At 52.0% G+C, this 20,377-nt stretch carries 18 protein-coding genes; 15 read left to right on the forward strand and 3 right to left on the reverse strand.

Annotated features, from left to right (window positions below; translation table 11 throughout):
- The 11 genes from cheA to flhe all read left to right on the forward strand — a co-directional run bounded on the left by cheA (position 1) and on the right by flhe (position 11,218).
- Complete coding sequence (gene cheA / locus FEK46_RS20565; protein ID WP_135559469.1) at positions 1–1,965, forward strand: chemotaxis protein CheA; 1,965 nt, start codon at positions 1–3, stop codon at positions 1,963–1,965.
- Between the two features lie 21 nt (positions 1,966–1,986).
- On the forward strand, positions 1,987–2,490 hold the full coding sequence (gene cheW / locus FEK46_RS20570; RefSeq protein ID WP_130218676.1) for a chemotaxis protein CheW: 504 nt from the start codon (positions 1,987–1,989) through the stop codon (positions 2,488–2,490).
- 145 nt (positions 2,491–2,635) lie between these two features.
- Complete coding sequence (gene tar, locus FEK46_RS20575; RefSeq protein ID WP_135559470.1) at positions 2,636–4,291, forward strand: methyl-accepting chemotaxis protein II; 1,656 nt, start codon at positions 2,636–2,638, stop codon at positions 4,289–4,291.
- Positions 4,291–4,428, forward strand: coding sequence for a hypothetical protein (locus FEK46_RS23470; protein WP_165383289.1), 138 nt, complete (start codon positions 4,291–4,293; stop codon positions 4,426–4,428). Before tar ends, FEK46_RS23470 begins: the two co-directional genes overlap by 1 nt.
- Entirely contained in the window at positions 4,425–5,285 is an 861-nt protein-coding gene (gene cheR, locus FEK46_RS20580; protein WP_130208517.1) for a protein-glutamate O-methyltransferase CheR, read from the forward strand. Before FEK46_RS23470 ends, cheR begins: the two co-directional genes overlap by 4 nt.
- Before the next feature lie 2 nt (positions 5,286–5,287).
- Entirely contained in the window at positions 5,288–6,337 is a 1,050-nt protein-coding gene (cheB, locus tag FEK46_RS20585; protein ID WP_130208515.1) for a protein-glutamate methylesterase/protein glutamine deamidase, read from the forward strand.
- A 14-nt stretch (positions 6,338–6,351) separates the two neighbouring features.
- Positions 6,352–6,741, forward strand: coding sequence for a chemotaxis response regulator CheY (gene cheY / locus FEK46_RS20590; RefSeq protein WP_000763855.1), 390 nt, complete (start codon positions 6,352–6,354; stop codon positions 6,739–6,741).
- Positions 6,742–6,751: 10 nt separating this feature from the next.
- Complete coding sequence (gene cheZ / locus FEK46_RS20595) at positions 6,752–7,396, forward strand: protein phosphatase CheZ (protein WP_135559471.1); 645 nt, start codon at positions 6,752–6,754, stop codon at positions 7,394–7,396.
- Positions 7,397–7,603: 207 nt separating this feature from the next.
- Positions 7,604–8,752, forward strand: coding sequence for a flagellar biosynthesis protein FlhB (gene flhB, locus FEK46_RS20600; RefSeq protein WP_130208511.1), 1,149 nt, complete (start codon positions 7,604–7,606; stop codon positions 8,750–8,752).
- Positions 8,745–10,823 (forward strand): flagellar biosynthesis protein FlhA, encoded by a 2,079-nt coding sequence (gene flhA, locus FEK46_RS20605; protein ID WP_135559472.1) that lies wholly within the window; start codon positions 8,745–8,747, stop codon positions 10,821–10,823. The genes flhB and flhA overlap by 8 nt, the downstream gene beginning before the upstream one ends.
- On the forward strand, positions 10,823–11,218 hold the full coding sequence (flhe, locus tag FEK46_RS20610; RefSeq protein ID WP_167852914.1) for a flagellar protein FlhE: 396 nt from the start codon (positions 10,823–10,825) through the stop codon (positions 11,216–11,218). Before flhA ends, flhe begins: the two co-directional genes overlap by 1 nt.
- Before the next feature lie 52 nt (positions 11,219–11,270).
- Here flhe and argS read toward each other — a convergent pair whose 3' ends face one another.
- The gene (gene argS / locus FEK46_RS20615; RefSeq protein WP_130208507.1) at positions 11,271–13,004 is read right to left on the reverse strand and encodes an arginine--tRNA ligase; all 1,734 of its coding nucleotides are present in this window, start codon (positions 13,002–13,004) and stop codon (positions 11,271–11,273) included.
- A gap of 215 nt (positions 13,005–13,219) precedes the next feature.
- Between argS and FEK46_RS20620 the strand changes: the two genes are divergently transcribed.
- From FEK46_RS20620 to torZ, 4 genes are all read left to right on the forward strand, one after another.
- A complete protein-coding gene (locus FEK46_RS20620; protein ID WP_130208505.1) occupies positions 13,220–13,786 on the forward strand; it encodes a VOC family protein in 567 nt (188 codons plus the stop codon).
- Positions 13,787–13,799: 13 nt separating this feature from the next.
- Complete coding sequence (cutC, locus tag FEK46_RS20625) at positions 13,800–14,546, forward strand: copper homeostasis protein CutC (RefSeq protein ID WP_135494067.1); 747 nt, start codon at positions 13,800–13,802, stop codon at positions 14,544–14,546.
- Between the two features lie 387 nt (positions 14,547–14,933).
- Complete coding sequence (locus FEK46_RS20630; RefSeq protein ID WP_135559474.1) at positions 14,934–16,034, forward strand: NapC/NirT family cytochrome c; 1,101 nt, start codon at positions 14,934–14,936, stop codon at positions 16,032–16,034.
- 24 nt (positions 16,035–16,058) lie between these two features.
- Positions 16,059–18,488, forward strand: a complete 2,430-nt coding sequence (gene torZ / locus FEK46_RS20635; protein ID WP_135559475.1) for a trimethylamine N-oxide reductase TorZ — start codon at positions 16,059–16,061, stop codon at positions 18,486–18,488.
- 164 nt (positions 18,489–18,652) lie between these two features.
- Here the strand turns inward: torZ and cmoB are convergent, their stop codons facing one another.
- Positions 18,653–19,624 (reverse strand): tRNA 5-methoxyuridine(34)/uridine 5-oxyacetic acid(34) synthase CmoB, encoded by a 972-nt coding sequence (cmoB, locus tag FEK46_RS20640; protein ID WP_000564757.1) that lies wholly within the window; start codon positions 19,622–19,624, stop codon positions 18,653–18,655.
- Positions 19,621–20,364 carry a carboxy-S-adenosyl-L-methionine synthase CmoA gene (cmoA, locus tag FEK46_RS20645; RefSeq protein WP_130208500.1) on the reverse strand — a complete coding sequence of 248 codons (744 nt, stop codon included), beginning with the start codon at positions 20,362–20,364 and terminating at the stop codon, positions 19,621–19,623. Before cmoA ends, cmoB begins: the two co-directional genes overlap by 4 nt.
- Positions 20,365–20,377: the final 13 nt, after the last annotated feature.

Consider the following 20,377-nt stretch of genomic DNA (forward strand, 5'->3'; position numbering starts at 1 on the left):
GTGAGCATGGATATAAGCGATTTTTACCAGACATTTTTTGATGAAGCGGACGAACTGTTGGCCGATATGGAGCAGCATCTGCTGAATTTACAGCCAGAAGCGCCAGATGCCGAACAATTGAATGCCATCTTTCGTGCGGCCCACTCCATCAAAGGAGGGGCGGGAACCTTTGGCTTTAGCGTATTGCAGGAAACCACGCATCTGATGGAAAACCTGCTCGACGAAGCCAGACGCGGTGAAATGCTGCTTAACACCGACATTATCAATCTGTTTTTGGAAACGAAGGACATCATGCAGGAACAGCTCGACGCTTATAAACAGTCGCAAGAGCCGGATGCCGCCAGCTTTGACTATATCTGCCAGGCCTTACGTCAACTGGCAATAGAAGCGAAAGGCGAATCGACACCCGCCATGGCCCGGTTAAGTGTGGTTGCCAAAAGTGAACCGCAAGATGAACAGGGTAACAGTGAGTCGCCGCGACGAATTCTAATTTCGCGTCTGAAGGCGGGAGAAGTCGATCTACTGGAAGAAGAGCTGGGGCATCTGACAACGTTAACTGATGTGGTGAAGGGGGCGGATTCTCTCTCGGCAATATTACCGGGCGACATCGCCGAAGATGACATCAAAGCGGTGCTCTGTTTTGTGATTGAGGCCGATCAGATTACCTTCGAAAAAGTAGAGTCCGCGCCCAAAATATCCCCGCCACCGGTACTTAAACTGGCAGCCGAACAAGCACCAGCAGGGCGAGTGGAACGGGAAAAAACGTCGCGCGGCAGCGAATCTAGCAGCATCCGCGTGGCGGTTGAAAAGGTTGATCAGCTGATTAACCTCGTTGGCGAACTGGTGATTACTCAGTCGATGCTGGCCCAGCGCTCCAGTGAACTGGACCCGGTGAATCATGGGGATTTGATTACCAGCATGGGGCAGTTACAACGTAACGCCCGCGATTTGCAGGAATCAGTGATGTCGATTCGCATGATGCCGATGGAATATGTCTTTAGCCGCTATCCCCGGCTGGTGCGCGACCTGGCGGGTAAACTTGGCAAACAGGTGGAACTGACGCTGGTGGGCAGTTCCACCGAACTCGACAAGAGTCTGATAGAACGCATTATCGACCCGCTGACCCACCTGGTACGCAATAGCCTCGACCATGGTATTGAATTGCCAGAAAAACGACTCGCTGCGGGTAAAGATAGCGTTGGAAATTTAATCCTGTCTGCTGAACACCAGGGCGGCAACATCTGCATCGAAGTGACCGACGATGGCGCGGGGCTTAATCGAGAGCGGATTCTGACAAAAGCCGCCTCGCAAGGTCTGAGCGTTAGCGACAACATGACTGACGACGAAGTGGCGATGTTGATATTCGCCCCTGGTTTTTCCACGGCGGAGCAGGTCACCGATGTCTCCGGGCGCGGCGTCGGCATGGATGTCGTCAAACGTAATATCCAGGAGATGGGTGGCCACGTTGAAATCCAGTCGAAGCAGGGCGTTGGCACCACAATCCGCATTTTACTGCCGCTAACGCTGGCGATCCTCGATGGCATGTCGGTACGCGTCGCTGACGAAGTTTTCATTCTGCCGCTGAACGCCGTCATGGAATCACTACAACCTCGTGAAGCCGATCTCCATCCACTGGCAGGGGGCGAGCGAGTATTGGAAGTGCGTGGTGAATATCTGCCCATCGTCGAACTGTGGAAAGTGTTCAACGTCGCAGGCGCGAAAACCGAAGCTACAGAGGGGATTGTTGTCATTCTGCAAAGTGGCGGTCGCCGCTACGCCTTGCTGGTGGATCAGTTAATTGGTCAACATCAGGTGGTGGTTAAAAACCTTGAAAGTAACTATCGCAAAGTCCCTGGCATTTCTGCTGCAACCATTCTTGGCGACGGCAGCGTGGCACTGATTGTTGATGTTTCCGCCTTGCAGGCGATAAACCGCGAACAACGTATGGCGAATACCGCCGCCTGATTGAGTAAAAAGGGAATAAATATGACCGGTATGACAAATGTAACAAAGCTGGCCAGCGAACCGTCAGGCCAGGAGTTTCTGGTATTTACCCTCGGTGACGAAGAGTACGGCATCGATATTCTGAAAGTGCAGGAGATCCGTGGCTACGATCAGGTTACGCGGATTGCCAATACACCCGCGTTTATCAAAGGCGTCACTAATCTGCGCGGCGTGATTGTGCCAATTATTGATTTGCGTATTAAGTTCAGCCAGGTGGATGTGGAGTACAACGATAACACGGTGGTTATCGTTCTGAATCTTGGGCAGCGGGTGGTCGGCATTGTGGTAGATGGCGTTTCAGATGTTCTTTCGTTGACGACGGAACAAATTCGCCCGGCACCGGAATTTGCTGTGACGCTTTCCACAGAATACCTCACCGGCCTGGGCGCGCTGGGCGATCGCATGCTAATTCTGGTTAATATCGAAAAACTGCTGAATAGCGAAGAGATGGCGCTGTTGGATAGCACGGCATCAGAAGTCGCATAATTTATCCAGCCGTACTCAAATGAAATGAGCCCGATGCCCTGCGCATTGGGTTTTTCATTTTAATATCGCCATGACTGGCATCAGAAATAAAGTTTCCCTCCTTCCTGCCGATAACGAAACCAACTTGTTTTCAGGAAGGTGCCTTATGATTAACCGTATCCGCGTAGTCACGCTGTTGGTAATGGTGCTGGGGGTATTCGCACTGTTACAGCTTATTTCCGGAAGTCTGTTTTTTTCTTCTCTTCACCATAGCCAGAAAAGTTTTGTGGTTTCCAATCAATTACGGGAGCAGCAAAGCGAGCTGACCTCAACCTGGGATTTAATGCTGCAAACGCGCATTAACCTGAGTCGTTCAGCGGTGCGGATGATGATGGATTCATCCAATCAACAAAGTAACGCTAAAGTTGAATTACTTGATAGCGCCAGGAAAACATTGGCCCAGGCTGCAATCCATTATAAAAAATTCAAAATCATGGCACCGTTAGCTGAAATGGTCGCTACCAGTCGTAATATCGACGAAAAATATAAAAACTATCACACAGCATTAACAGAACTGATTGATTATCTTGATTATGGCAATACCGGAGCCTATTTCGCTCAGCCAACCCAGGGAATGCAAAATGCGATGGGCGAAGCCTTTGCCCAGTACGCCCTCAGTAGTGAAAAACGGTATCAAGCTATCGTCACTGACAACACTGATGATTACCGATTTGCCCAGTGGCAACTGGCGGTTATCGCGCTGGTGGTGGTATTGATTCTGCTGGTGGCGTGGTACGGCATCCGCCGCATGCTACTTAACCCGTTAGCGAAGATCATTTCTCACATCCGGGAAATTGCTGGTGGCAATCTGGCGCATACCCTCAGCATTGCCGGGCGCAGTGAAATGGGCGACCTGGCACAGAGCGTTTCACATATGCAACGCTCTCTGACAGACACGGTCAACCATGTGCGAGAAGGTTCAGACGCTATCTATGCTGGTACTCGTGAGATTGCTGCGGGGAATACCGATCTTTCCTCCCGTACTGAACAGCAGGCATCGGCGCTGGAAGAAACGGCCGCCAGCATGGAACAGCTCACAGCAACAGTGAAACAGAACGCCGATAACGCCCGTCAAGCCTCGCAACTGGCGCAAAGTGCCTCCGATACTGCTCAGCATGGTGGCAAAGTCGTGGACGGTGTGGTGAAAACCATGCACGAAATTGCCGACAGTTCGCAGAAAATTGCTGACATTATTAGCGTTATTGATGGCATTGCTTTCCAGACCAATATCCTGGCACTGAACGCGGCTGTTGAAGCCGCCCGAGCAGGGGAACAGGGGCGTGGTTTTGCCGTGGTGGCGGGCGAAGTGCGTAATCTCGCCAGTCGCAGCGCCCAGGCGGCAAAAGAGATCAAAGCGCTGATTGAAGATTCCGCCTCCCGCGTTGATACCGGTTCGGTGCTGGTAGAAAGTGCCGGGGAAACCATGACGAATATTGTCAATGCCGTCACCCGTGTTACCGACATTATGGGCGAGATTGCCTCTGCATCGGATGAACAGAGTCGCGGTATCGATCAAGTGGCGTTGGCAGTGTCGGAAATGGATCGCGTCACCCAACAAAACGCATCGCTGGTGCAGGAGTCTGCCGCGGCGGCGGCGGCCCTTGAAGAGCAGGCCAGCCGTTTAACGCAAGCAGTTTCCACATTCCGTCTGGCTGCAAGCTCGCAAACGATTAAACCACAATCCCGTCCAACCACTGAACAACCACCCGCACAGCCGCGACTGCGTATTACTGAACAAGATCCAAACTGGGAAACATTTTGATGAGTATTTACTCACTCGGTCATTTCAGCCAAATGGATCAGGTGATGCAACAAAACGTCGCACTGGCAGAAGAAGCGGCGGCAACGGCACAACGGGTGAATCAGTGGTTTCCTGAAGTGACTGAGAAGGCGCTATGACATCATCTCTGCCCTGCGGGCAAACGTCTTTATTGTTACAGATGACCGAGCGCCTGGCGCTTTCCGACGCGCATTTTCGGCGGATAAGTCAATTGATCTATCAACGTGCGGGGATAGTCCTGGCGGACCACAAACGCGACATGGTTTACAACCGCCTGGTGCGCCGTTTGCGCTCGCTGGGGCTTGCAGACTTCGGCCATTATCTGAATTTACTGGAATCTAATCAGCACAGCGGCGAGTGGCAGGCGTTTATTAATTCGCTGACCACAAACCTGACGGCATTTTTCCGCGAGGGGCATCATTTCCCATTGCTCGCGGAGCACGCCCGCCACAGCTCTGGCGAGTATCGCGTATGGAGTGCGGCGGCATCGACAGGTGAAGAACCCTACAGCATTGCGATGACGCTGGCGGATACGCTGGGCACCGCGCCCGGACGCTGGAAAGTATTCGCCAGCGATATCGACACCGAAGTGCTGGAGAAAGCCAGAAGCGGCATTTATCGCCATGAAGAGCTGAAAAACCTGACGCCGCAACAACTCCAGCGCTACTTCATGCGCGGTACGGGGCCGCATCAAGGGCTGGTGCGTGTGCGTAAGGCACTGGCGAACTACATCGATTTTTCCCCGCTGAATTTGCTGGCGAAACAGTACGCTGCGCCGGGGCCGTTCGATGCGATCTTCTGTCGTAACGTCATGATCTACTTCGATCAAGCGACCCAGCAGGAGATTTTGCGCCGCTTTGTACCGCTGCTTAAACCCGACGGATTATTGTTTGCGGGTCACTCTGAAAACTTTAGCCACCTTGAGCGCAGCTTCACATTGCGTGGACAGACGGTGTATGCGCTAAGTAAGGATTAACGATGAGCAAAATCAGGGTGTTGTCGGTCGATGACTCGGCACTGATGCGCCAGATAATGACAGAAATCATCAATAGTCATAGTGACATGGAAATGGTAGCGACGGCTCCCGATCCGCTGGTCGCGCGTGATTTGATTAAGAAATTCAACCCTGATGTGCTGACGCTGGACGTCGAAATGCCGCGTATGGACGGACTGGATTTCCTCGAAAAATTAATGCGTTTGCGACCGATGCCAGTAGTGATGGTTTCTTCTCTGACTGGCAAAGGTTCCGAAGTCACGCTGCGTGCTCTGGAGTTGGGGGCGATAGATTTTGTCACCAAACCGCAACTGGGGATCCGCGAAGGAATGCTGGCGTATAGCGAAATGATTGCCGAAAAGGTGCGTACGGCAGCAAGGGCAAGCCTTACTGCGCATAAACCGTTATCGGCACCGACAACGCTGAAGACCGGACCGCTTTTGAGTTCAGAAAAGCTGATTGCGATTGGCGCCTCAACGGGGGGAACTGAGGCGATTCGTCACGTATTGCAACCGTTGCCGCTTTCCAGCCCGGCACTGTTAATTACCCAGCATATGCCGCCCGGTTTTACCCGCTCTTTTGCCGACAGACTTAATAAGCTGTGCCAAATCGGCGTGAAAGAAGCCGAGGACGGAGAACGCGTCTTGCCGGGGCATGCCTATATCGCCCCGGGCGATCGGCATATGGAACTGGCGCGTAGTGGCGCGAATTATCAAATCAAAATTCACGATGGCCCGGCGGTTAATCGCCATCGGCCATCGGTAGATGTGTTGTTTCATTCTGTGGCCAAACAGGCGGGGCGTAATGCGGTTGGGGTGATCCTGACGGGCATGGGCAACGACGGCGCGACGGGAATGTTAGCAATGCGTCAGGCGGGGGCATGGACTCTTGCGCAAAATGAAGCAAGCAGCGTGGTGTTCGGCATGCCGCGCGAGGCCATCAATATGGGTGGCGTCTGCGAAGTGGTCGATCTTAGCCAGGTAAGCCAGCAAATGCTGGCAAAAATCAGTGCCGGACAGGCGATACGTATTTAAATCAGGAGTGTGAGATGGCGGATAAAGAGCTTAAATTTTTGGTTGTGGATGACTTTTCCACCATGCGACGCATCGTGCGTAACCTGCTGAAAGAGCTTGGATTTAATAATGTTGAGGAAGCGGAGGATGGCGCCGATGCTCTCAATAAGTTGCAGGCGGGAGGATATGGTTTTGTTATCTCCGACTGGAATATGCCAAACATGGACGGCCTTGAATTGCTGAAAACGATTCGTGCTGATGGCGCGATGTCAGCATTGCCGGTGTTAATGGTGACTGCAGAAGCGAAGAAAGAAAACATTATTGCCGCAGCACAAGCGGGGGCCAGTGGCTACGTGGTTAAGCCATTTACCGCCGCGACGCTGGAGGAAAAACTCAACAAAATCTTTGAGAAACTGGGCATGTGAGGATGCGACTATGATGCAACCATCAATTAAACCTGCTGATGAAAATTCTGCTGGCGATATCATTGCGCGCATCGGCAGCCTGACGCGTATGCTGCGCGATAGTCTGCGGGAGCTGGGGCTGGACCAGGCCATTGCAGAAGCGGCGGAAGCCATCCCCGATGCCCGCGATCGTTTGTACTACGTTGTGCAGATGACTGCCCAGGCTGCGGAAAGGGCGCTCAACAGTGTTGAGGCTTCACAACCGCATCAGGATCACATGGAGAAATCAGCAAAAGCGTTAACCCAACGCTGGGATGACTGGTTTGCCGATCCCATTGATCTTGCCGACGCTCGCGAACTGGTGACCGATACACGGCAATTTCTGGCGGATGTGCCGACGCATACCAGTTTTACCAATGCGCAGTTGCTGGAAATCATGATGGCGCAGGATTTTCAGGACCTCACCGGGCAGGTCATTAAACGAATGATGGATGTCATTCAGGAGATTGAACGCCAGTTGCTAATGGTGCTGCTGGAAAATATCCCGGAACAGGATGCACGTCCGAAACGTGAAAGCCAGAGTTTGCTGAATGGACCACAGGTAGATACCAGCAAAGCCGGTGTGGTAGCCAGTCAGGACCAGGTCGACGATTTGTTGGATAGCCTTGGATTCTGATTTGTATTGCCTGATGTGACGCGGCCGCGTCACATCGATCTTCAAGGTTGGATAAGGCGTTTACGCCGTACCCGACAAACATGTCACCATGCCTGATGTGCTGTGGCAAAAGCCCTAAATCCCGCCTTTTTTACCCCTTACTCAAACCATTGAACGCTTTGCGCTCTGGCATCATTCACGCTTATTACTCTTTCCAGGATTGGCGACGTGTCTGACGAGAGCGACGACAAAACAGAAGCCCCCACACCTCACCGACTTGAAAAAGCGCGGGAAGAGGGGCAAATCCCGCGTTCCCGTGAATTAACGTCGCTGCTGATTTTGTTAGTGGGCGTGTGTGTTATCTGGTTTGGCGGTGTGTCGCTGGCTCGTCGATTGTCGGGCATGCTCTCCGCGGGATTGCATTTTGATCACAGTATTATCAATGACCCGAACCTGATCCTCGGGCAGATTATTTTGCTGATCAGAGAAGCCATGCTGGCGCTGCTGCCGCTGATTAGCGGCGTGGTGCTGGTGGCGCTCATTTCTCCGGTGATGCTGGGTGGGCTGGTATTTAGCGGCAAATCCTTGCAGCCGAAGTTTTCCAAACTCAACCCGCTACCGGGCATTAAACGGATGTTCTCGGCACAGACTGGCGCGGAGTTGCTGAAAGCGATACTGAAATCCATCCTGGTCGGCAGTGTGACGGGGTTTTATCTCTGGCACCACTGGCCGCAGATGATGCGCTTAATGGCCGAGTCTCCGATTACCGCCATGGGAAACGCCATGGATCTGGTTGGGCTATGCGCGTTGTTGGTGGTGCTTGGCGTTATTCCGATGGTGGGATTTGACGTCTTTTTCCAAATCTTCAGCCACCTGAAAAAGCTGCGTATGTCACGGCAGGATATTCGTGATGAGTTCAAACAAAGTGAAGGCGACCCTCATGTCAAAGGGCGAATCCGTCAGATGCAGCGAGCTGCGGCGCGGCGGCGGATGATGGCCGATGTGCCGAAAGCGGACGTTATCGTCAATAACCCAACTCACTACTCAGTGGCTTTGCAGTACGACGAAAACAAAATGAGTGCGCCAAAAGTCGTTGCCAAGGGCGCGGGGCTGGTGGCATTACGCATTCGTGAAATAGCCGCTGAAAATAACGTCCCGACCCTCGAAGCGCCTCCGCTGGCGCGTGCGCTGTATCGACATGCTGAAATCGGTCAACAAATACCTGGTCAACTATATGCCGCCGTGGCGGAAGTGCTGGCCTGGGTCTGGCAACTGAAACGTTGGCGTCTGGCTGGTGGACAGCGCCCTGTACAACCAACTCATCTTCCGGTGCCGGAAGCCCTGGATTTTATTAACGAGAAACCGACCCATGAGTAATCTGGCCGCGATGCTGCGCCTGCCTGCAAATCTGAAATCGACACAATGGCAGATCCTTGCCGGACCGATTTTGATCTTGCTGATTTTGTCGATGATGGTGCTGCCATTGCCTGCATTCATTCTCGACCTGCTGTTTACCTTTAATATCGCGTTGTCGATCATGGTGTTGCTGGTGGCGATGTTTACCCAGCGTACGCTCGAGTTTGCCGCCTTTCCGACAATCCTGCTGTTCACCACGCTGTTGCGTCTGGCTCTTAACGTAGCTTCAACCCGTATTATTTTGATGGAAGGGCATACCGGCGCGGCGGCGGCAGGGAAGGTGGTCGAAGCGTTCGGTCACTTCCTCGTTGGTGGCAATTTCGCTATCGGTATCGTGGTGTTCGTCATTCTCGTGATCATCAACTTTATGGTCATTACCAAAGGTGCTGGGCGTATTGCGGAAGTGGGCGCGCGCTTTGTTCTCGATGGTATGCCGGGTAAGCAGATGGCGATTGACGCCGACCTGAACGCCGGATTGATTGGTGAAGATGAGGCGAAAAAACGCCGCTCCGAAGTGACTCAGGAAGCCGATTTTTACGGCTCAATGGACGGGGCAAGTAAGTTTGTTCGCGGCGATGCCATCGCCGGGATCCTCATCATGGTCATTAACGTTGTCGGCGGATTGCTGGTTGGTGTGCTGCAACATGGCATGAGCATGGGGCACGCGGCGGAAAGTTATACGCTATTGACCATAGGCGACGGTCTGGTGGCACAAATCCCGGCACTGGTGATTTCTACCGCCGCCGGGGTCATCGTTACGCGTGTCAGCACCGATCAGGATGTTGGCGAGCAGATGGTGAATCAGCTTTTCAGTAACCCAAGCGTTATGTTGCTAAGCGCCGCCGTGCTCGGCTTACTCGGGCTGGTGCCAGGAATGCCGAACCTGGTATTTTTGCTGTTCACGGCGGGATTGCTCGGGCTGGCCTGGTGGATCCGCGGACGCGATCAAAAAGCGCCTGCCGAACCAAAACCGGTAAAAATGGCAGAGAATAATGCTGTAGTCGAAGCAACGTGGAATGATGTGCAACTGGAAGATTCTCTGGGAATGGAAGTGGGCTATCGACTGATCCCGATGGTTGATTTCCAACAAGATGGCGAGTTGCTGGGCCGTATTCGTAGTATTCGTAAAAAATTTGCTCAGGAAATGGGCTTCCTGCCGCCGGTGGTGCACATTCGCGACAATATGGATCTGCAACCGGCACGTTATCGTATTTTGATGAAAGGCGTAGAGATTGGCAGTGGCGATGCTTATCCGGGGCGCTGGCTGGCAATTAACCCGGGTACCGCTGCCGGGACGTTACCTGGTGAAGCGACCGTCGATCCGGCTTTTGGTCTGAACGCTATCTGGATCGAAAGTGCGCTAAAAGAACAGGCGCAGATTCAGGGGTACACCGTGGTTGAGGCCAGCACAGTGGTGGCAACGCATCTTAACCATCTCATTAGCCAGCACGCCGCAGAGTTGTTTGGTCGCCAGGAGACGCAACAATTGCTGGATCGCGTCGCCCAGGAGATGCCAAAGCTGACGGAAGATCTCGTTCCTGGCGTCGTCACGCTCACCACGCTACATAAAGTGCTGCAAAATCTGCTCGATGAAAAAGTGCCGATTCGCGACATGCGTACCATTCTCGAAGCGCTGGCGGAGCATGCGCCCATTCAGAGCGATCCGCATGAATTAACCGCCGTCGTGCGCGTGGCGTTGGGGCGAGCGATTACCCAGCAGTGGTTCCCCGGCAAAGATGAAGTCCATGTTATTGGCCTCGACACGCCGCTGGAACGTTTGTTATTACAGGCGTTGCAAGGCGGGGGCGGACTGGAGCCAGGGCTGGCGGATCGTTTACTGGCGCAAACTCAGGAAGCGCTATCCCGTCAGGAGATGTTGGGTGCGCCGCCTGTATTGTTGGTGAACCACGCGCTGCGACCATTATTGTCTCGCTTCCTGCGCCGCAGCTTGCCGCAGTTAGTGGTGCTGTCGAATCTGGAACTATCTGATAACCGACATATCCGCATGACGGCGACAATTGGCGGTAAATGATGAGAACTTTATTGGCTATGCTGTTGTTTCCGGTGATTGCGCAAGCCGCCGGGGAGGGGATGTGGCAGGCAAGTAGTGTCGGAATTACGCTAAATCATCGCGGTGAGTCGATGTCTTCTGCGCCTCTTTCTTCGCGACAACCTGTTTCAGGATTGATGACGCTGGTGGCGTGGCGTTATCAGCTTATCGGTCCGCCCCCCGCGGGACTGCGGGTACGTTTATGCTCACAATCTCGTTGTGTCGAATTAGAGGGGCAGAGCGGAACCACCGTGGCCTTTTCCGGTATAGCGGCAGCAGAACCATTGCGCTTTATCTGGGAAGTGCCTGGCGGTGGGAGGTTAATTCCGCCGCTGAAAGTACAACGTAATGAAGTGATTGTGAATTATCGGCGGTGATAAAAAAGCCGATGTCCGTAACTGCGACATCGGCCTTTGACACATAACGCGATTACATACGCTCTACAGTCTCAATACCCAGCGTATCCAGACCCAGCTTCAGCGTCTTCGCCGTCAGTTGTGCCAGTTTCAGACGGCTGTTACGCACTTCTTCGTTTTCTGCGCTGAGGATCGGGCAGTGCTCGTAGAAGCCAGAGAACAGACCGGCCAGATCGTACAGATAAGCACACATCACATGCGGCGTACCTTCACGGGCAACCACAGTGAGGGTTTCTTCAAACTGCAGCAGACGAGCAGCCAGTTGCGCTTCACGATCTTCACGGATGATTACCGGAGCTGAAGCCAGTTGCTCTTCGTTAATTTCTGCTTTACGGAACACAGACAAAACACGCGTGTAAGCATACTGCATGTATGGCGCGGTATTACCCTCAAACGCCAGCATGTTGTCCCAGTCGAAGATGTAGTCGGTAGTGCGGTTTTTGGAGAGATCCGCGTATTTCACCGCGCCGATACCCACCGCATTGGCCAGTTTTTCCAGCTCGTCAGCTGGCATATCCGGGTTCTTTTCTGCCACCAGACGACGTGCACGCTCCAGGGCTTCATCCAGCAGATCGGCCAGTTTCACCGTACCGCCCGCGCGGGTTTTGAACGGTTTGCCGTCTTTGCCCAGCATCATGCCGAACATGTGGTGTTCCAGCGGTACGGATTCCGGCACATAGCCTGCTTTGCGGACGATCGCCCATGCCTGCATCAGGTGCTGATGCTGACGGGAGTCGATGTAATACAGCACGCGATCGGCATGCAGTGTTTCATAACGATATTTCGCACAGGCGATATCAGTAGTGGTGTAAAGATAGCCGCCATCTTTCTTCTGAATGATCACGCCCATCGGTTCGCCTTCCTTGTTTTTGAACTCATCAAGGAATACGACGGTTGCGCCTTCGCTTTCTACTGCCAGACCTTTGGCTTTCAGGTCCGCTACGATACCCGGCAGCATCGGGTTGTAGAGGCTTTCGCCCATCACGTCATCGCGGGTTAGCGTCACGTTCAGACGATCGTAGGTGATCTGGTTCTGCGTCATGGTGATGTCGACCAGTTTGCGCCACATCTCGCGGAAGTATTCGTCACCGCTTTGCAGTTTTACCACGTAGTTACGTGCGCGCTCAGCGAACTCTTCATCTTCATCGTAATGCTTTTTCGCATCGCGGTAGAAACCTTCAAGGTCAGCCAGTTCCATTTCACCGGCGTTTTCCTGCTGCTGTTTTTCCAGCCACGCAATCAGCATACCGAACTGAGTACCCCAGTCGCCGACGTGGTTTGCGCGAATCACTTTGTGACCGAGGAACTCCAGAGTACGCACTGCCGCGTCACCAATAATGGTAGAGCGCAGGTGACCGACGTGCATCTCTTTCGCCACGTTCGGTGCGGAGTAGTCAACCACAATGGTCTGTTTTTCTGGCGTAGCAACACCGAGACGATCTGACGCCAGCGCCTGCTGAACATGTTCAGCCAGGAATGCCGGATCAAGGAAAATGTTGATAAAGCCTGGACCGGCGATCTCAACTTTGCTGGCGATACCGTTAAGATCCAGATGAGTCAGCACCTGCTCTGCTAATTGTCGCGGTGCCATACCCAGTTTTTTAGCAACTGCCATCATGCCGTTAGCCTGATAGTCGCCGAACTGAACTTTTGCTGACTGACGAACCTGCGGTTCGCAATCCGCAGGCGCGCCTGCCGCAATCATGGCCTGACGGACTTTTTCTGAGAGAAGAGCCTGAATATTCACCGGAATACCTTACATTGATGAAGCGAGCAAAAATTGCCCGCACCAGTTAAAGAAATTAGGGCGGGAGTATACTGCAAATGGCTGTTTTCGTCAGCAACGTGCGCGTGGCGTATTGCCGTTTTCACTATTGCATCAGAAGCGGCGTGAAATCAGCGGTTGGTTGGCGCAGGGCAACAGGGTAAATTAACGCTTTTACTGAAAGACGAAGAGTGATTATGGCGAACTGGCAATCTATCGACGAGCTGCAGGATATTGCATCGGATTTACCGCGATTTACCCACGCATTAGATGAACTTTCCCGCCGTCTGGGATTGGATATCACTCCGCTGACTGCCGATCACATTTCTTTGCGTTGCCATCAAAACGCCACCGCTGAACGCTGGCGTCGCGGGTTTGAACAGTGCGGTGAACTCCTGTCAGAAAATATGATCAATGGCAGGCCGATTTGTCTGTTTAAATTGCATGAGCCGGTACAGGTTGCTCACTGGCAGTTTTCCATTGTTGAGCTACCGTGGCCCGGGGAAAAACGTTACCCGCACGAAGGTTGGGAACATATTGAAATCGTTCTGCCGGGCGAGCCAGAAACGCTGAATGCCCGTGCGCTGGCGTTGCTTTCTGATGAAGGACTCAGCCTGCCGGGGATCTCAGTTAAAACCAGTTCGCCAAAAGGTGAGCATGAGCGATTACCGAATCCGACGCTGGCGGTCACCGATGGCAGAACAACCATTAAGTTTCATCCGTGGTCCATTGAAGAGATCGTCGCCAGCGAGCAGTCGGCGTAATTAAGGAGCAAAAATGGCATTACTGGAAATTTGCTGTTACAGCATGGAGTGCGCACTAACGGCGCAGCAAAATGGCGCTGACAGAATTGAATTGTGTGCGGCACCGAAAGAAGGGGGCTTAACGCCGTCGCTGGGCGTGCTTAAATCCGTGCGCCAGCAGATAACGATTCCCGTACATCCGATCATCCGCCCGCGCGGTGGTGATTTTTGCTACAGCGACGGCGAGTTTGCCGCCATTCTTGAGGATGTTCGTACTGTCCGCGAATTAGGCTTTCCGGGACTGGTGACGGGCGTTCTCGATGTTGACGGTAATGTCGATATGCTACGAATGGAAAAAATAATGTCTGCTGCCGGTCCGTTGGCCGTTACTTTTCATCGTGCCTTCGATATGTGTGCTAACCCATTAAATACAATGAATAATCTTGCGAAATTGGGCATTGCCCGGGTACTGACTTCCGGGCAAAAATCAGACGCTCTGCAAGGTTTATCAAAAATTATGGAACTTATTGCCTATGGTGATACTCCAATCATCATGGCCGGAGCAGGAGTTCGCGCAGAAAACCTGCACCACTTCCTCGATGCCGGAGTGCTGGAAGTCCATAGCTCCGCGGGAGCGTGGCAAGCCTCACCGATGCGTTATCGTAATCAAGGATTGTCCATGTCATCAGATGCACACGCGGACGAGTATTCGCGTTATGTCGTAGACGGGGCGGCGGTTGCTGAAATGAAAGGAATCATTGAACGCCATCAGGCCAAATGATTTTTACCGTTGCATCATGTCGCCCAATATGATGCTTGCTCGTACCAGGCCCCTGCAATTTCAACAGGGGCCTTTTTTTATTCCCTGGTAGTATAAAAAACGAACGATTGCTGTGATGTGTAGAACGGGTGACAGTGCGCATAGCGTTGTGCTTAAAATGTTATATATATTCACATTAATTATGTTATTTAAATTACTAAAACTGACAAATATATATTATAAATAACGGCTGGGTTATTCTTTCGCAATTAATAATTACATTGTAATAAATCATATTCTTTATCGATTATTTCAGGCAGTGTTGTGCCGAATTAAGCAAGTAGTCAATTCGTTGTATATTTATTTATACAATGATTTCGGTGTCCTGGAATTTAATTAGAGGAATCTATGCGAGGGAAAAAACGCATTGGGTTATTTTTTCTGCTGATAGCGGTTGTGGTTGGTGGCGGCGGGTTATTGCTTGCGCAAAAAGCCTTACATAAAACGTCGGATACAGCATTTTGTCTTTCCTGCCACTCGATGAGTAAACCTTTTGAGGAATATCAGGGAACTGTCCACTTTGCGAACCAGAAAGGTATACGTGCGGAATGTGCCGATTGCCATATTCCAAAGTCAGGGATGGATTATTTATTTGCCAAATTAAAAGCATCTAAAGATATTTATCATGAATTTGTTAGCGGCAAAATAGACAGTGACGATAAGTTCGAAGCGCATCGTCAGGAAATGGCCGAAACAGTATGGAAAGAATTAAAAGCATCGGATTCTGCAACGTGCCGTAGTTGCCATTCTTTTGATGCGATGGATATTGCCTCGCAAAGTGAATCTGCGCAGAAAATGCATACCAAAGCGCAAAAGGACGGTGAAACGTGTATTGATTGTCATAAAGGAATTGCCCATTTCCCGCCAGAAATAAAAATGGATGACAACGCGGCGCATGAACTGGAAAGTCAGGCTGCCACTTCTGTGACCAATGGCGCACATATTTATCCTTTCAAACCTTCCCACATAGGCGAACTGGCCACTGTGAATCCTGGTACCGATCTCACCGTCGTTGATGCCAGTGGCAAACAGCCGATCGTTCTGTTGCAGGGTTATCAAATGCAGGGCAGTGAAAACACGCTCTACCTGGCGGCAGGTCAACGTCTGGCGCTAGCCACATTAAGTGATGAAGGTATCAAGGCGCTAACGGTAAACGGGGAATGGCAGGCTGACGAATACGGTAATCAATGGCGTCAGGCGTCATTACAAGGGGCGCTAATCGATCCCGTATTAGCGGATCGTAAACCGTTATGGCAATACGCTGAAAAACTCGATGACACCTATTGTGCTGGCTGCCATGCGCCTATTGCCGCTGACCATTACACCGTCAATGCCTGGCCCTCTATTGCCAAAGGAATGGGGGCGCGAACCAGCATGAGCGAAAACGAACTGGACATTTTGACGCGGTACTTCCAGTACAACGCCAAAGATATTACCGAAAAACAGTGATCCTCGTAGATCAGGGAGGAAGTTATGACATTAACAAGACGTGAGTTTATTAAACATAGCGGTATTGCTGCCGGGGCGCTGGTGGTGACATCGGCTACGCCGTTACCCGCATGGGCAGAAGAGAAGGGCGGAAAAATCCTCACCGCGGGTCGTTGGGGAGCGATGAACGTAGAAGTGAAGGACGGTAAGATTGTTTCTTCGACAGGCGCGCTGGCGAAGACTATCCCGAACTCGTTACAGTCTACGGCGGCGGATCAGGTACACACTACGGCGCGTATTCAGCATCCGATGGTGAGAAAAAGTTATCTCGACAATCCACTGCAACCGGCAAAAGGTCGTGGCGAAGACAGTTACGTTCAGGTGAGCTGGGAACAGGCATTAAAACTGATTCATGAGCAACACGATCGCATCCGCAAGGCCAACGGCCCTTCGGCCATTTTTGCAGGGTCTTACGGCTGGCGTTCATCAGGGGTGCTGCATAAAGCGCAAACGCTGATGCAACGTTATATGAATCTGGCGGGGGGATATTCCGGGCATAGTGGCGATTACTCTACCGGGGCTGCGCAGGTGATCATGCCGCACGTTGTCGGTTCTGTGGAGGTCTATGAACAGCAGACTTCCTGGCCGCTGATTCTGGAAAACAGTCAGGTGGTGGTGTTGTGGGGCATGAACCCGCTGAATACCTTAAAAATTGCCTGGAGCAGTACCGATGAACAAGGGCTGGAATACTTCCATCAGCTGAAAAAATCGGGCAAACCGGTGATTGCCATCGACCCTATCCGTTCCGAAACAATCGAGTTCTTTGGCGATAACGCGACCTGGATCGCGCCGAATATGGGGACCGACGTGGCGCTGATGTTAGGCATCGCGCATACCCTGATGACTCAAGGCAAACACGATAAAGCCTTCCTTGAGAAATACACCACCGGTTATCCGCAGTTTGAAGAGTATCTGACCGGCAAGAACGATAATACGCCGAAGAGTGCGGCCTGGGCGGCAGAAATTACTGGTGTACCGGAAGCGCAGATTGTCAAACTCGCTGAACTGATGGCGGCGAATCGCACGATGCTGATGGCTGGTTGGGGGATCCAACGCCAGCAATACGGCGAACAGAAACACTGGATGCTGGTGACGCTGGCGGCGATGTTAGGGCAAATTGGTACACCGGGCGGCGGTTTTGGTTTCTCTTATCATTACTCCAACGGTGGCAACCCTACGCGAGTTGGCGGCGTGCTGCCAGAAATGTCTGCGGCGATTGCCGGACAGGCAAGTGAGGAAGCTGATGATGGCGGAATGACCGCGATTCCGGTCGCCCGTATTGTCGATGCGCTGGAAAATCCTGGCGGCAAATATCAGCATAACGGTAAAGAACAAACGTATCAGAATATCAAAATGATCTGGTGGGCGGGTGGCGGTAACTTTACTCATCACCAGGATACTAATCGCCTGATTAAAGCTTGGCAGAAACCGGAGATGATCGTCGTTTCTGAATGCTACTGGACCGCAGCAGCCAAACACGCAGATATCGTATTACCGATCACCACATCGTTTGAGCGCAATGACCTGACGATGACCGGTGATTATAGCAACCAGCATATTGTGCCGATGAAGCAAGCTGTCGCTCCGCAATTTGAAGCGCGTAACGATTTTGACGTGTTTGCCGATCTTGCGGAATTACTGAAACCTGGCGGAAAAGAGATCTATACCGAAGGTAAAGATGAAATGGCGTGGCTGAAATTTTTCTATGATGCCGCCCAGAAAGGTGCGCGTGCGCAACGCGTGACTATGCCAATGTTTAATGCCTTCTGGCAGCAAAATAAACTGCTTGAAATGCGCCGCAGCGAGAAGAACGAGCAATATGTTCGCTATGGCGATTTCCGCGCCGATCCGGTGAAAAACGCGCTGGGTACACCAAGTGGCAAAATTGAAATCTACTCAAAAACACTGGAAAAATTTGGCTATAAGGATTGCCCGGCACACCCGACCTGGCTGGCTCCTGATGAATGGAAAGGTACCGCCGACGAGAAGCAGTTGCAGCTTCTGACCGCGCATCCGGCACATCGTCTACACAGTCAGCTTAACTATGCGGAGCTGCGTAAAAAATATGCGGTTGCCGATCGTGAGCCGATCACAATTCACACCGAAGATGCAGCTCGGTTTGGTATTGCAAATGGCGATCTGGTCCGTGTCTGGAATAAACGTGGTCAGATCCTGACAGGCGCTGTGGTGACTGACGGGATCAAAAAAGGCGTTGTATGCGTGCATGAAGGTGCATGGCCGGATCTGGAAAATGGCTTGTGTAAAAACGGCAGTGCGAACGTGTTAACGGCGGATATCCCCAGCTCGCAGCTGGCGAATGCCTGTGCCGGTAACTCTGCGCTGGTGTATATCGAAAAATATACGGGCAATGCGCCGAAGTTAACGGCGTTTGATCAGCCAGCTATTCAGGCATAAGACGTGAAAAGCGCCCGGAAACGGGCGCTGAGGTTATGCAAACGCAAAACTGCCTGATGTGCTATGCTTATCAGGCCTACATAGTCCCTGCAATATGCTGAATTAGCAAGGTTTTGTAGGCCGGATAAGGCGTTCACGCCGCATCCGGCAGTAATACCAGACCTTTACGGCTTACGCGCAATCAGCACCGCGCGTTTAGGCGCAGGATAACCTTCTACCGTCTTACCCGGATCATGCGGGTCGAGAAAATCGGCCAGAGACTCGGTGACCATCCATTCAGTGCGTCGCTGCTCTTCTGTAGTGGTGACACTCACATCCGCAATGCGAATATCAACAAAACCACACTTCTTCAGCCAGTTTTTCAACGCCAGGGCCGACGGGATGAAATAAACATTACGCATTTGTGCGTAACGATCGCCTGGTACCAGCACCGTGTTTTCGTCGCCATCAATAACCAGCGTTTCAAGCACCAGTTCACCCTCATTCACCAGTTGATCTTTCAACTGCCACAGATGTTCCAGCGGTGAACGACGATGATAAAGCACGCCCATCGAAAAGACGGTATCAAAGGCTTTCAGTGCCGGAAGTTGTTCAATCCCTAACGGCAGCAGATGCGCCCGTTGGTCGTTACCCAACAGTTTACGCACTGCTTCAAACTGGCAGAGGAATAGTTGCGTAGGGTCGATACCCACCGCAAGGTGTGCGCCTGCGCCAATCATGCGCCACATGTGATAGCCGCTGCCGCAGCCGACATCAAGAATGGTGCGCCCGGTTAAATCAGAAAGATGGGGCAGAACACGATCCCATTTCCAGTCGGAACGCCATTCGGTATCGATGTTGACGCCATACAGTGAGAACGGCCCTTTGCGCCACGGCATCAGGTTGCGCATCAGAGTCTCAATGCGCTTAATCTGCCCGGCGCTCAGTGGCTCTTCGCTTTCCGCTGTCACGCTATGCAGTAAATCAAGACGATACGGTTTAATTTCAGGCAGAAATTCCACCGCGTTGGACCACTGTTTAAACAGACCGTGCTGCTGTTCGCGCTGCCAGCTGGCAATCTGCGCGGGCAGGGTTTCCAGCCAGTGTGAAAGATGATTTTTGGCAATCAGAGAATAAAAGTTACCAAAGTCGATCATGCAGCGTCCTCTGCTTTTAATGCCACCAGTGAACCAAAATTAAAGCACTGGAACCACAGCTCGCTATGCTCAAAACCGGCTTTATGCAGGCGTGCCTTGTGGGTTTCCACGGAATCGGTCAGCATGACGTTTTCTAACATGCTGCGCTTCTGGCTGATTTCCAGCTCGCTGTAGCCGTTGGCACGTTTAAAATCGTGGTGCATGTTGAACAGCAGTTCACCAACTTTGGCATCTTCGAAACTAAATTTTTCCGAAAGCACCAGCGCGCCGCCCGGGTTTAGCCCTTGATAAATTTTATCCAGTAACGCCTGGCGCTCGGAAGGTTCCAGGAATTGCAGGGTAAAATTCAGTACCACCATCGACGCGTTTTCAATGGCAATATCACGAATATCACCTTCAATAACGTCAACAGGCGTAGGCGCTTTATAGGCGTCGATATGACGGCGGCAGCGTTCAATCATTGCCGGGGAATTGTCGATGGCGATAATTTTACAATTATCATGATGAATGTTGCGACGCACTGAGAGCGTCGCCGCGCCCAAAGAACAGCCCAGATCGTAAATCTGCGTACCCGGTTGAACGAAGCGTTCAGCTAACATACCAATCATTGAAATAATATTGGAGTAGCCGGGAACGGAACGTTGGATCATATCCGGGAAGACTTCAGCTACCCGTTCATCAAAGGTCCAGTCGCCCAGTCTGGCGATAGGGGCAGAAAATAGCGTGTCGCGGTGAGACATAACGTAAAAATCC

Origin of the sequence: Escherichia sp. E4736, from assembly GCF_005781225.1 — a bacterium.
GTDB lineage: Bacteria > Pseudomonadota > Gammaproteobacteria > Enterobacterales > Enterobacteriaceae > Escherichia.